Raw genomic sequence first — 13222 nt, forward strand, 5'->3', positions numbered from 1 at the left:
AGCGCTTCCCTGCTGCGAGATTGGCGGCAGGGAAGCGTTTTTTACTGCTCGTGGCGTTTAAAGACCAGCTCTCCGTTACCCGAAGCGTCGGCGTCAAAGAAATAACCTTCGCTATCAAAGCGGGTCAGTTGCTCCGGCTTCGTTAAGCGATTCTCAATGATGTAACGACTCATCAAGCCGCGCGCTTTTTTAGCGTAGAAGCTGATCACTTTAAACTTGCCGTTTTTCTCATCAAGGAATACCGGCTTAATCAGCTGGCCCTCAAGCCGTTTGGGTTTCACCGACCTGAAGTACTCATCAGAGGCCAGATTTACCACAATATCGTCGCCCTGGGCTTTCAACGCCTGGTTCAGCTTATCGGTAATAACGTCTCCCCAATACTGATACAGATCTTTGCCTTTCGCGTTCTCAAGCTTAATCCCCATCTCCAGACGATAGGGCTGCATCAGATCCAGCGGGCGCAGAACGCCGTACAGGCCGGAAAGCATGCGCAGATGCTGCTGGGCAAAATCGAAATCGGCTTCGCTAAAGGTCTCTGCCCGCAGGCCGGTATAGACATCGCCCTTAAACGCCAGGATTGCCTGACGGGCGTTGTCCGGGGTGAAATCTGGCTGCCAGTCGTGAAAGCGGGTCGCGTTCAGGTCAGCCAGCTTGTCGCTGATGCCCATCAGTTTACCAATCTGCGGTGCCGACAGCTGACGGGCAATGCCGATAAGCTCCTGAGAGTGTTCCAGTAGCTCTGGCTGGGTATAACGCGTCGTTGCCAGCGGGCTTTGATAATCGAGCGTTTTTGCAGGTGAAATCAGAATGAGCATATCCAGTCCTTACAGGAAATTTTTGACGACTTTAGCAAAAAAACGTCATGAGAAGATCGATAGCTGCGATTGCCGCGCTATTCGCGCGGCAGGTTGTCCCATGTTCCCGGTACCAGCTGCTGATGAATCTCAGGGTAGCGGGTGACGTCAAATTCCGGCCGCTGGCCCAGCTTCCGCTGTCGCAGATAATCGCTGGCAATGATGCGCACCGTCGGCGACAGCAGCAGGATAGCCGTCAGGTTAGTTATCGCCATCAGCGCCATGATGATATCCGCCATCTGCCAGACCACCGGTAGGCTGACCATCGCGCCGGTGACGACCATACACAGCGTAAGCAGACGCAGCAGCCAGATGTTACGCAGGCTATCCATGCGGAGAAAAATGAGATTATTTTCGGCATAGATATAGTTTGCGACGATCGAACTGAAGGCGAACAGCAGCACGATAAAAGCGACAAAGCTGGAACCCCAGTCACCGACGAGGTTGCTCATCGAATGCTGGATGGCCTGAATGCCATTTGCCGCTTCTTCGTTGCCGTCTCGCGGCGCCAGCATGATGATCACGGCGCTGGCGGTACAGATCACGATGGTATCAATAAAGACGCCAATCATTTGTACGATCCCCTGCGCCGCGGGATGAGGGGGCCAGGAGGCTGCAGCGGCGGCGGAATTTGGCGTCGAACCCATACCCGCTTCATTGGAAAACATCCCGCGCTGAAAGCCGCTGGTGAGCGCCTGGCTGATGGTGTAGCCCACCGCGCCCGCAGCGGCCTCTTGCCAGCCGAAAGCGCAGCGGAAAATGATTTCAAAAATCGTCGGCAGGGCGGTGATATGCCACAGGCCGATAATCAGGCTGGTCAGCACCCACAGTAAAGCCATAAGCGGCACGAGCCACTGCATCAGCCGCGCTACGCCACGAATCCCGCGAACGATGACCAGCAGGGTCAGCGCCGCCAGCACGCCGCCGGTGATAACATCGGGTAAACGAAACGCATACTCCATGGCATGGGCAACGGAGTTGGCTTGTACGGTATTAAAGATGACGCCGTAGGCCAGCAGGAGAAGAACGGAAAACATCACGCCCATCCAGCGCATGCCGAGTCCCCGGGCCATATACCAGGCCGGGCCACCGCGAAAGTGCCCGCGGGAGTCGCGCTCTTTATAAAGCTGCGCGAGGGAACATTCGGCGAAACTGCTGGCCATGCCGAGCAGTGCCGAGACCCACATCCAGAAAACGGCGCCGGGGCCACCTGCGGCAATGGCCAGCGCCACGCCTGCCATATTGCCGCTGCCCACACGCGCCGCCAGGCTCATACAGAGCGCCTGAAAAGAGGTTAACCCGCCGGGCTGCGGCTGAAGGCTCTTTTTCAGACTTCTGCTAAACTGGCGGATATAACGGAACTGAATATATTTTGTTCGCCAGGTAAACCAAACGCCAGCGCCCAGTAACAGATAAATCATTACCGAGCCCCAGAGTATTTCATTGATAAACGACAGAAAATCAGGCATCAAGAATCCTCTTGCCCATATCGGTGCGCGAGTGTAAGCGCTACCAATCCAGTGACAATCCTTTAGTGTTCAGGGAATTAATTGGCCCAGTTTATCACACTCTGTGCTCATGCATTGTAGGCGGTTGCGCTGCCCCGGCAGCGTGTTATCATCTTGGCAGACCGGTTACATCCCCTTAACTGCTGTTTAAGAGAAACACTATCATGACGGATAAATTGACTTCTCTGCGTCAGTACACCACTGTCGTAGCTGATACCGGAGATATCGCGGCAATGAAGCTGTATCAGCCTCAGGACGCCACGACTAACCCTTCTTTGATTCTCGGCGCGGCTCAGATCCCTGAGTACCGTAAGCTGATTGATGACGCTGTTGCCTGGGCTCGCGGCCAGAGCAGCGACCGCGCGCAGCAGATTATCGATGCTTCCGATAAGCTGGCGGTGAACATTGGTCTCGAAATTCTTAAGCTGATCCCTGGCCGTATTTCCACCGAAGTTGATGCTCGCCTGTCCTATGACACCGAGGCTTCTATCGCTAAAGCTAAGCGCCTCATCAAACTGTACAACGATGCTGGCATCGGCAATGATCGCATTCTGATTAAACTGGCTTCTACCTGGCAGGGCATTCGCGCCGCTGAGCAGCTGGAAAAAGAAGGCATCAACTGTAACCTGACGCTGCTGTTCTCCTTCGCTCAGGCGCGCGCCTGTGCAGAAGCGGGCGTATTCCTGATTTCTCCGTTCGTTGGTCGTATCCTCGACTGGTACAAAGCCAACACCGATAAGAAAGAGTATGCGCCGGCAGAAGATCCGGGCGTGGTGTCCGTAAGCGAAATCTACGAATACTACAAACAGCACGGTTACGAAACGGTGGTTATGGGCGCAAGCTTCCGTAACCTCGGCGAGATCCTCGAACTGGCCGGCTGTGACCGTCTGACTATCGCTCCTGCGCTGCTGAAAGAGCTGGCGGAAAGCGAAGGCGCCATCGAACGCAAACTGGCCTTCAGCGGCGAAGTTAAAGCGCGTCCGGCGCGTATCACCGAATCTGAATTCCTGTGGCAGCACAACCAGGATCCGATGGCGGTAGATAAACTGGCGGAAGGCATCCGCAAGTTTGCGATCGACCAGGAAAAACTGGAAAAAATGATCGGCGATCTGCTGTAATCCCCCATGTGGCCGGCGTCCGTCGGCCACATTAAACTGTCTGCCTTGCTCCCCTCGGTGTATTATTCTGTCTATTAATACTGTTTGAACGGAATAATCATGAACACCTTACGAATCGGCTTAGTTTCCATTTCCGATCGCGCCTCCAGCGGCGTCTATCAGGATAAAGGCATTCCCGCGCTTGAAGCGTGGCTGGCCCGTGCGCTCTCCACGCCTTTCGAATTGCAAACCCGCTTGATCCCGGATGAACAGGTTATTATCGAGCAAACCCTCTGTGAACTGGTCGATGAAATGGGCTGCCACCTGGTCCTGACGACCGGCGGCACGGGCCCGGCCCGCCGTGATGTCACCCCGGATGCGACGCTGGCGATTGCCGATCGGGTGATGCCCGGCTTTGGTGAGCAAATGCGCCAGGTGAGCCTGCATTTTGTGCCGACGGCCATTCTTTCTCGTCAGGTTGGCGTTATCCGCAAGCAGGCGCTGATCCTTAACCTGCCCGGGCAGCCAAAGGCGATTGAGGAAACGCTGGAAGGCGTGAAAGATGCGGAAGGTAACGTGCTGGTGCACGGCGTTTTCGCAAGTGTACCGTATTGTGTACAGTTGCTTGAGGGGCCTTATGTGGAAACAAACGGCGAAGTAGTAGCAGCTTTCCGTCCTAAAAGCGCAAGGCGTGAAACATTATCCTGAATTTACCGTATTCCTGATATAACCTGCATCACCAGTGGTGTGTTGTTTTATTTACGATATAGTGTTTTTTACTTTACACCGTACGTAGAATATCTTCATACCTCTGGATGATTGCCCGTTATGTCACACTACACCCGACCTCTGAATCGACAGGATTATAAAACGCTGACGCTGGCCGCCCTCGGCGGCGCGCTGGAGTTTTACGATTTCATTATCTTTGTCTTCTTTGCCGCCGTTGTCGGCGAGCTATTTTTCCCGGCCGATATCCCGGAATGGCTGCGCCAGGTGCAGACCTTCGGCATTTTTGCGGCGGGTTATTTAGCACGTCCTCTTGGCGGCATCATTATGGCCCATTTTGGCGATCTGGTCGGGCGTAAGAAGATGTTTACCCTGAGTATTTTACTGATGGCGCTGCCTACGCTGGCGATTGGCCTGCTGCCAACCTACGCGTCGGTAGGCATCGTGGCGCCGCTTTTGCTGCTGCTTATGCGCATTCTTCAGGGGGCGGCGATTGGCGGTGAAGTCCCCGGCGCCTGGGTCTTTGTGGCGGAGCATGTACCGGAAAAAAGAATGGGTATCGCCTGCGGTACGCTGACCGCTGGCCTGACGGTGGGGATATTACTGGGATCGGTCGTCGCGACGCTGATTAATACTCATCTGACTCCTCAGGGTATCCACGATGGCGGCTGGCGTATTCCGTTCCTGTTAGGCGGCGCGTTTGGTCTTGTCGCCATGTATCTGCGCCGTTGGCTCCAGGAGACGCCTGTTTTCCTCGAAATGCAGCAGCGCAAGGCGTTAGCGCAGGAGCTGCCGGTTAAGGCCGTCGCGTTGAAGCATCAGAAAGCGGTGGTGGTCTCAATGCTGCTGACCTGGCTTTTATCCGCCGGCGTGGTGGTGGTGATCCTGATGTCGCCGGTCTGGCTGCAAAAACATTACGGCTTTGCCCCCGCCATAACTCTGCAAGCGAACAGCATAGCCACCATCATGCTGTGTATCGGCTGCCTGCTGGCAGGGCTGGCCGCTGACCGTTTTGGCGCCAGCCGCACGTTTATTGTCGGCAGCGTATTCCTCGCGGCGGCAAGCTGGGCGTTCTATCATCTTTCAGGCGCTAGCCCGCAGCGCCTGTTCCTGCTTTACGGCGCGGTGGGGCTGTGCGTCGGCGTGGTCGGGGCGGTTCCGTATGTGATGGTGCGCGCGTTCCCGGCTGAAGTGCGTTTTACCGGTATCTCATTCTCTTATAACGTCTCTTACGCCATCTTTGGCGGTCTGACGCCGATTGCGGTGACCATGCTGATGGGCGTTTCGCCGATGGCGCCCGCCTGGTACGTGCTGGCACTGTCGTTGATGGGATTGGGGCTGGGGATCTGGCTGCGCCAGGGGCTGGAACAACAGGTCGCTGCGCCGAAAGCTGAACTGCAGCGCCTGCCGTAAATCGTTAGGGCTCACGTCGCCGCTCGCGAACGGGCGGCGACGTTAATTAATGCTTTTCGCCGATTGGCAGAACGGTGCGGCCAAACTGCTCGTTCAGCACTTCACCCATCGCCAGATAGATGGCGCTAGCGCCACAGACCAGACCGACCCAGCCCGCAATCTTAACGATGCCTTCGTTATCAGCCAGGTGACCAATCGCCAGCAGCGCGAACAGCACGGTCAGACTGAGGAAAACAAACTGCAGCATACGCGCGGCTTTCAGGGTGCCAAAGAACATAAACAGGGTAAAAATGCCCCATAGTCCAAGGTACATACCGAGGAAGTGCGCATTGGGTGCTTCTGCAAGGCCCATTTTCGGCATCAGAAGAATAGCAACCAGCGTCAGCCAAAAAGCGCCGTAAGACGTGAATGCGGTTAAACCAAAAGTGTTGCCTTTTTTAAATTCCAACAGGCCGGCAAAAATCTGCGCTATGCCGCCGTAAAAAATGCCCATCGCCAGGATAGCTACATCAAACGCGAACAGGCCGCTATTTGCCAGGTTAAGCAGAATAGTGGTCATGCCGAAGCCCATAAGGCCCAGCGGTGCCGGATTAGCCAACTTAGTGTTGCCCATAATTCCTCAAAATAATGATTAGAAAGGGAAGCATTCCCCGCCACTCAGCGGCGGGGCGCGGCATAATAATTAGGCGCTGCGTTACTGTCTATGATCTGGCGGGGTATTTTTCACCAATTTCATTTTTCACCTGATGAAGTCTGGTCATTTGCCGCAAACAGGCAATATGCAGTACGGCCGGAATGGTCACGCGATAAGCGCTGCCGCTCACGGCTTTGACGCCATTAAACGCGGCGCCGAGAGGGCCGCCAAGCCCCGCGCCGCGAACCAGACCGTGGCCGATGACGCTAACGGCGGCGTGGGTGCGGAGGATCTTCGTCAGACGGGCTTCGAGAAGATGCGAGACGCCCTGCGCCAGCTTATTTGTCTGTAGCAGATAGGGAAGTATCTCTTTATGCTCGTTGACCCGACACTCAACGGCAATGAAAAAGTCAGCCTTCTGCCGATCGTCCATCTTCTTCCAGCTATGTTCCAGAAAGTGCTCCAGAAGATGCTGCTCGATTTCCGGCGTAGACATCTGTTTCTCTACTTTGATTTTTAGCCGCTTGCAGACATCCAGCAAAATTTCCCGGTAGAACTTTCCGTGACGACGCAGCGTGTTGGCGATGCTGTCGCCGCCAAAGTGCTGGAGCTCGCCGGCAATGAGCTGCCAGTTGCGACGATAGCGTTCGGGATGCCCTGCCATCGCCTGGAAAGTTTGATTACGTAATAGCGTGCTTGAAAGGCGCGGCTTTCCATTCTCATTGTGGGTCAGAATTCGGGTGAATGTTTCCAGATGCTCTTCGCTACAGCGATGAAGAAAAGAGAGGTCTTCATCATCCAGATAATTAATTTTCATAAATACCAGATAAGGTGAACAGTGATATTAATCGTCGCCAATGATTTTTAGCGAGGCCATGTCGGAAGAGTTAATCGTGTGGCCAGAAAAAGCGATTTTTTTTACGCAGCGCTTGTTATCGTTGTCGCTATTAATGTTAATCCAGTCGGTGGTTGCCCCCTGGTTGATGGTTGATGGAACGTTGAGGCTCTGGCTGGCGCTATTGCTGGCTTTAAAGTACACCGTCGCGCCGGAGAGCTGGATGTCGCCGCGATCGGCAGTGAGCTGGATACGCTTAATCACCCGGCATACCGGTAGTTTCAGCGTGAGATCGTTAGTCTCATTTCGCGGCATGGCGACAATCCCTAAAATTTTATGATCGTTAGCGGATGCTGACGTTATTAAGGCGGCGCTTAAAAATAACCCTGCTGATATATGAATCAGTGATTTCATGAGAATTTCCTGAATATTGGATGAGTCATGGCGGGGGCGTATTTTATCACCGGAACTTTATTGTCTTTAGCACGTAATCATTGCGGATTATGTCAATTGTTTTATGAATGCATTTAACTTTAATTATTATCATTAATTATGTTTTGTGCGTTTTTAGGCCCGCTTTCCGGACCTGCTTGCCACCCGACGGCGCGGGCAGGGCAAAAAAATTTTTTTGTATCCCCCCTTGATGCCGCGGTGGGCGACCCCATCTTGTAGTCAACCGCAGTGAATGAACCTGAAAAAAAATGATGTCTGGGTAGTTGAAACCGCACGTTTCGCCCTTATTACAGGTTCACAACCACATGTTGACTGAATTTTTAGTGGAGACGTTTAGATGGGTAAAATTATTGGTATCGACCTGGGTACTACCAACTCTTGTGTAGCGATTATGGATGGCACTACTGCACGCGTGCTGGAGAACGCCGAAGGCGATCGCACCACGCCTTCTATCATTGCCTATACCCAGGATGGTGAAACTCTGGTTGGTCAGCCGGCTAAACGTCAGGCAGTGACAAACCCGCAAAATACCCTGTTTGCGATTAAACGCCTGATTGGCCGCCGCTTCCAGGACGAAGAAGTCCAGCGTGACGTTTCTATCATGCCGTACAAAATTGTTGCCGCAGACAATGGCGACGCATGGCTTGATGTGAAAGGCACCAAAACCGCACCGCCGCAGATCTCTGCTGAAGTGCTGAAGAAAATGAAGAAAACGGCTGAAGATTACCTGGGCGAACCGGTAACTGAAGCGGTTATCACCGTACCTGCTTACTTTAACGATGCTCAGCGTCAGGCAACCAAAGACGCCGGCCGTATTGCAGGTCTGGAAGTCAAACGTATCATCAACGAACCGACTGCCGCTGCGCTGGCTTACGGTCTGGATAAAGAAGTCGGCAACCGCACTATCGCGGTGTATGACCTCGGTGGTGGTACCTTCGATATCTCCATTATCGAAATCGACGAAGTTGACGGCGAAAAAACCTTCGAAGTTCTGGCGACCAACGGTGATACCCACCTGGGCGGTGAAGACTTCGATACCCGTCTGATCAACTACCTCGTTGACGAGTTTAAGAAAGATCAGGGCATTGACCTGCGTAACGACCCGCTGGCGATGCAGCGCCTGAAAGAAGCCGCTGAGAAAGCGAAGATTGAACTCTCTTCCGCTCAGCAGACCGACGTGAATCTGCCGTACATCACCGCAGATGCCACCGGTCCGAAACATATGAACATCAAAGTGACCCGTGCGAAACTGGAAAGCCTGGTCGAAGATCTGGTTAACCGTTCCATCGAGCCGCTGAAAGTAGCTCTGCAGGATGCTGGCCTGTCCGTATCCGATATCCAGGACGTTATCCTGGTCGGTGGTCAGACCCGTATGCCGATGGTGCAGAAAAAAGTTGCTGAGTTCTTTGGTAAAGAGCCGCGTAAAGACGTTAACCCGGACGAAGCCGTTGCCATTGGCGCTGCTGTTCAGGGCGGCGTCCTGACGGGTGAAGTAAAAGACGTTCTGCTGCTGGACGTTACCCCGCTGTCTCTGGGTATCGAAACCATGGGCGGCGTGATGACTGCGCTGATCAATAAGAACACCACCATCCCGACCAAGCACAGCCAGGTGTTCTCAACTGCTGAAGACAACCAGTCTGCGGTAACCATCCATGTTATTCAGGGTGAGCGTAAACGCGCATCGGATAACAAATCTCTGGGTCAGTTCAACCTGGATGGTATCAACCCGGCACCGCGCGGTATGCCTCAGATCGAAGTGACTTTCGACATCGATGCTGACGGTATCCTGCATGTGTCCGCGAAAGACAAAAACAGCGGTAAAGAGCAGAAGATCACCATCAAAGCCTCTTCTGGTCTGAACGAAGAAGAAATTCAGAAAATGGTACGCGATGCTGAAGCTAACGCAGAAGCTGACCGTAAGTTTGAAGAACTGGTACAGACCCGTAACCAGGGTGACCACCTGCTACACAGCACGCGTAAGCAGGTTGAAGAAGCAGGCGATAAACTGCCGGCTGACGATAAAACCGCGATCGAGTCTGCGCTGACCGCGCTGGAAACTTCACTGAAAGGTGAAGATAAAGCCGATATTGAAGCGAAAATGCAGGCGCTGGCCCAGGCTTCCCAGAAGCTGATGGAAATCGCTCAGCAGCAGCACGCTCAGCAACAGGCTGGTGGCGCTGACGCTTCCGAGAGCAACGCGAAGGACGACGATGTTGTTGACGCTGAGTTCGAAGAAGTGAAAGACAAAAAATAATCGCCCTTTGAACGGGTAAAACACTGGCACGGGCGAAGAGGTTTCCTCTCCGCCCGTGCACGCATGTTAAGGGGCTGAAAAACACCAATGGCAAAGCAAGACTATTACGAGATTTTAGGCGTTTCCAGAACAGCGGAAGAGCGTGAAATCAAAAAGGCGTATAAGCGCCTGGCCATGAAGTATCACCCGGACCGTAACCAGGGTGATAAAGAGGCTGAATCTAAATTCAAAGAAATCAAAGAAGCGTATGAAATCCTGACCGATGCCCAGAAGCGTGCAGCCTACGATCAGTACGGTCACGCCGCGTTTGAGCAGGGCGGCATGGGCGGCGGCGGCGGTGGTTTTGGCGGCGGCGCGGATTTCAGCGATATCTTTGGCGATGTTTTCGGCGATATTTTTGGCGGCGGACGCGGTCGCCAGCGCGCAGCGCGCGGTTCGGACCTGCGCTATAACATGGATCTGACGCTTGAAGAAGCCGTTCGCGGCGTAACCAAAGAGATCCGTATCCCGACTCTGGAAGAGTGTGACGTTTGCCACGGCAGCGGAGCCAAAGCGGGTAGCCAGCCGCAGACTTGCCCAACCTGTCACGGTGCGGGCCAGGTCCAGATGCGCCAGGGTTTCTTCGCCGTTCAGCAGACCTGCCCGCATTGCCAGGGGCGCGGTACGCTGATTAAAGATCCGTGCAATAAATGCCACGGTCATGGTCGCGTTGAAAAAACCAAAACGCTGTCGGTTAAAATCCCGGCGGGCGTTGATACCGGTGACCGTATTCGTCTGGGAGGTGAAGGTGAAGCGGGCGAGCATGGCGCACCGGCTGGCGATCTATATGTACAGGTCCAGGTTAAGCAGCACGCCATTTTCGAGCGTGAAGGAAATAATCTGTACTGCGAAGTCCCGATTAACTTCACCATGGCCGCTCTCGGCGGAGAGATTGAGGTTCCGACGCTGGACGGCCGTGTAAACCTTAAAGTGCCGGGCGAGACGCAGACAGGTAAGCTGTTCCGGATGCGCGGTAAAGGCGTGAAGTCCGTACGCGGCGGTGCGCAGGGCGATCTGCTGTGCCGCGTGGTGGTTGAAACACCGGTTGGCCTTAACGATAAACAAAAGCAGCTGCTGAAAGATCTTCAGGAGAGCTTCGGTGGGCCAACGGGCGAGAAGAACAGTCCGCGCTCTAAAAGTTTCTTCGATGGCGTGAAGAAGTTTTTCGATGATTTGACGCGCTAATCATCACTTCATCACTTGATATAAAAAAACCCGAAATTTATTTCGGGTTTTTTTATATCTTACGTATTGGCAATAAAAAATGTATCCTCTGTAATAAACATTCACTTTTGCGGTGATAATATTATTATTTGTTTTTTATGGTAATATTATTTTTCTGGATCATCGTCGATCTATTTTATCTGCCATAAATATACATCTATAGATGTATGCAAAATGAGCAGCGCAGTGCGCAAAAATACCATTTTTACATATGATATTTTTTGATACCAATAACCTTCATTTTGAATGAATATGATATGCATGGCTTAAATAATTATTTATATTGTATTTATTTATTCCAGGGTGGTGGCACGTGAACGCAAGAAATCTTAAAAAAGATTTTGATTATAATCTGGTGAAAGTACTGGATGCCGTTATATCGGCAGGAAATGTGACAAAAGCATCAAAAAAATTATCCGTAACACCGGCGGCTGTTTCCATTGCGCTAACCAGACTGCAGCTTTTTTATAATGAGGAACTTTTTGTCAGGGGTAAAAACGGGCTGATCCCGACGGTGAAAGCGCTGGAAGTACACCAGAATTTTCGTCAGGTCATCGACCTCGTCAGGATGGCGTTAACCCCAGAGCGTAAGCATCAGGAGGAGAACCGAATCACTATTCTTGGCGGTGACATTACCGAAAACTATTATCTTTCACAGCTTTACGATGAAAAAGTATTCGACCGCTTTCTGTTCGGGCATTTTTCTAACCGAAACAGAGATAATGAGGAGATGAAGAGGTTACTCATCTCCGGCGATTGCGATCTCGCGATAAGCACTGAAGCGATCAACAATGAGGCGTTTGAGAGCCGATTTATCGACAGCTTTAAAGATTTTTGTTGTATCTGTAGTGAAGATAATTTGTTGAGCGAACTGCCACAGCTATCCTTGCATAATTTTTTTTCTTCCCGTCATGCCGTCTATCAAACTAGTTTATTCTCCTCAATGATGATTAATGACGAAAACTTATATGACAGCGAGGTTGCTTACCAGGGCCACAGACTGAAAGGGTATAAGAGTGATTCCATCACCGGTATCATCAGCATTGTGGAGCGCACCTCGCTGATCGCGTTAATGCCAGTTAAGCTTGCGACATTTTATAAAAATAACCGAAATTATAATATTAATATTATCCAACCGCCTGGCGAGATGACGTTTAAACCCATTAATATTTATGCTTACTGGCATAAAAAGAATCGTAAGAGTCAGAATATTGAAGAAGTGGTGACAATGCTGCATACGCTCTCGGCATTTCGTCGTTGAAAAGGACTGCAGTGGCCGTCAAAGGACGCTTAATGATTATTTTTGATTCTCTACTTTGTTTAAACAGAGGTAGATTCAGAGTGTGTCATAATCATAAGGAGTCGTATATGTCAGTTCCCGCTCAGATTGAAACGCCGAAGGCGATACTGCTTGAAATGGAAATTATTTTTACCGTCATCGCTACCGGTGCATGGGGGGGCTTCGTCAGCTATTTGATGAAGTCAAACACCAGTAAAGCCAATCATTTGCACAAAGGTATTATCAGTTGCCTGGCGCAAATTGTTATTTCCTGTTTTACCAGCTTTCTGGTTAGCGCCGTCGCCATTGAAAAAGGCTTAAGCCTTAATATGATTTTACTTTTTTCCGGTATCGGTGGGGTATTCGCTGTTCCTATATTAAAAATCGTGGGGGCAAAAGTTCGCCAGATGTTAAATAGTAATGATTTACTTAAATAATATCGTACAAATGAACAAGGCTCATATGAGCCTTATTCATTTGCCGGCGCTACAACGTATTGTTAGGGAAGGTGCGAATAAGCGGGGAAATTCTTCTCGGCTGACTCAGTCATTTCATTTCTTCATGTTTGAGCCGATTTTTTCTCCCGTAAATGCCTTGAATCAGCCTATTTAGACCGTTTCTTCGCCATTTAAGGCGTTATCCCCAGTTTTTAGTGAGATCTCTCCCACTGACGTATCATTTGGTCCACCCGAAACAGGTTGGCCAGGGTGAATAACATCGCCAGTTGGTTATCGTTTTTCAGCAGCCCCTTGTATCTGGCTTTCACGAAGCCGAACTGCCGCTTGATGATGCGAAACGGGTGCTCTACCTTGGCACGGATGCTGGCTTTCATGTATTCGATGTTGATGGCCGTTTTGTTCTTGCGCGGATGCTGCTTCAAGGTTTTTACCTTGCCGGGACGCTCGG

Annotated in this window: 13 protein-coding genes; 7 read left to right on the plus strand and 6 right to left on the minus strand. The window is 51.8% G+C overall.

Features of this window, described 5'->3' with window-relative positions; genetic code table 11:
* Positions 1-41: 41 nt before the first annotated feature.
* Together yaaA and HMPREF1144_RS19025 are read right to left on the minus strand one after the other, a co-directional pair.
* Positions 42-815, minus strand: coding sequence for a peroxide stress protein YaaA (gene yaaA, locus HMPREF1144_RS19020; protein WP_004098454.1), 774 nt, complete (start codon positions 813-815; stop codon positions 42-44).
* Between the two features lie 77 nt (positions 816-892).
* Complete coding sequence (locus HMPREF1144_RS19025; RefSeq protein WP_004098456.1) at positions 893-2323, minus strand: alanine/glycine:cation symporter family protein; 1431 nt, start codon at positions 2321-2323, stop codon at positions 893-895.
* Positions 2324-2526: 203 nt separating this feature from the next.
* On the opposite strand from HMPREF1144_RS19025, the gene tal reads away from it, so the two are divergent.
* The 3 genes from tal to HMPREF1144_RS19040 all read left to right on the plus strand — a co-directional run bounded on the left by tal (position 2527) and on the right by HMPREF1144_RS19040 (position 5598).
* Complete coding sequence (tal, locus tag HMPREF1144_RS19030) at positions 2527-3480, plus strand: transaldolase (RefSeq protein ID WP_004098458.1); 954 nt, start codon at positions 2527-2529, stop codon at positions 3478-3480.
* A gap of 99 nt (positions 3481-3579) precedes the next feature.
* Complete coding sequence (gene mog / locus HMPREF1144_RS19035; RefSeq protein ID WP_004098459.1) at positions 3580-4167, plus strand: molybdopterin adenylyltransferase; 588 nt, start codon at positions 3580-3582, stop codon at positions 4165-4167.
* A gap of 120 nt (positions 4168-4287) precedes the next feature.
* Positions 4288-5598 (plus strand): MFS transporter, encoded by a 1311-nt coding sequence (locus HMPREF1144_RS19040; protein WP_004098460.1) that lies wholly within the window; start codon positions 4288-4290, stop codon positions 5596-5598.
* 46 nt (positions 5599-5644) lie between these two features.
* Here the strand turns inward: HMPREF1144_RS19040 and satP are convergent, their stop codons facing one another.
* The 3 genes from satP to HMPREF1144_RS19055 all read right to left on the minus strand — a co-directional run bounded on the left by satP (position 5645) and on the right by HMPREF1144_RS19055 (position 7481).
* Complete coding sequence (gene satP, locus HMPREF1144_RS19045; protein WP_004098461.1) at positions 5645-6211, minus strand: acetate uptake transporter; 567 nt, start codon at positions 6209-6211, stop codon at positions 5645-5647.
* Positions 6212-6299: 88 nt separating this feature from the next.
* Positions 6300-7049, minus strand: coding sequence for an acidic protein MsyB (gene msyB / locus HMPREF1144_RS19050; protein ID WP_004098462.1), 750 nt, complete (start codon positions 7047-7049; stop codon positions 6300-6302).
* Between the two features lie 27 nt (positions 7050-7076).
* The gene (locus HMPREF1144_RS19055; RefSeq protein ID WP_004098463.1) at positions 7077-7481 is read right to left on the minus strand and encodes a DUF2541 family protein; all 405 of its coding nucleotides are present in this window, start codon (positions 7479-7481) and stop codon (positions 7077-7079) included.
* A gap of 376 nt (positions 7482-7857) precedes the next feature.
* On the opposite strand from HMPREF1144_RS19055, the gene dnaK reads away from it, so the two are divergent.
* The 4 genes from dnaK to HMPREF1144_RS19075 all read left to right on the plus strand — a co-directional run bounded on the left by dnaK (position 7858) and on the right by HMPREF1144_RS19075 (position 12753).
* Positions 7858-9774 carry a molecular chaperone DnaK gene (gene dnaK, locus HMPREF1144_RS19060; RefSeq protein ID WP_004128758.1) on the plus strand — a complete coding sequence of 639 codons (1917 nt, stop codon included), beginning with the start codon at positions 7858-7860 and terminating at the stop codon, positions 9772-9774.
* An 87-nt stretch (positions 9775-9861) separates the two neighbouring features.
* Positions 9862-10998 (plus strand): molecular chaperone DnaJ, encoded by a 1137-nt coding sequence (gene dnaJ, locus HMPREF1144_RS19065; RefSeq protein WP_009653669.1) that lies wholly within the window; start codon positions 9862-9864, stop codon positions 10996-10998.
* A 352-nt stretch (positions 10999-11350) separates the two neighbouring features.
* Entirely contained in the window at positions 11351-12298 is a 948-nt protein-coding gene (locus HMPREF1144_RS19070) for a LysR family transcriptional regulator (RefSeq protein WP_009653676.1), read from the plus strand.
* A 107-nt stretch (positions 12299-12405) separates the two neighbouring features.
* The gene (locus tag HMPREF1144_RS19075) at positions 12406-12753 is read left to right on the plus strand and encodes a phage holin family protein (RefSeq protein WP_004098468.1); all 348 of its coding nucleotides are present in this window, start codon (positions 12406-12408) and stop codon (positions 12751-12753) included.
* 212 nt (positions 12754-12965) lie between these two features.
* Here HMPREF1144_RS19075 and HMPREF1144_RS19080 read toward each other — a convergent pair.
* Positions 12966-13222, minus strand: a 257-nt coding sequence (locus tag HMPREF1144_RS19080; protein WP_032301763.1) for an IS5/IS1182 family transposase, incomplete at its 5' end; no start/stop codon positions are given.

The organism is Klebsiella sp. OBRC7 (assembly GCF_000293135.1).
GTDB classification, from domain to species: Bacteria; Pseudomonadota; Gammaproteobacteria; order Enterobacterales; family Enterobacteriaceae; genus Klebsiella; species Klebsiella michiganensis.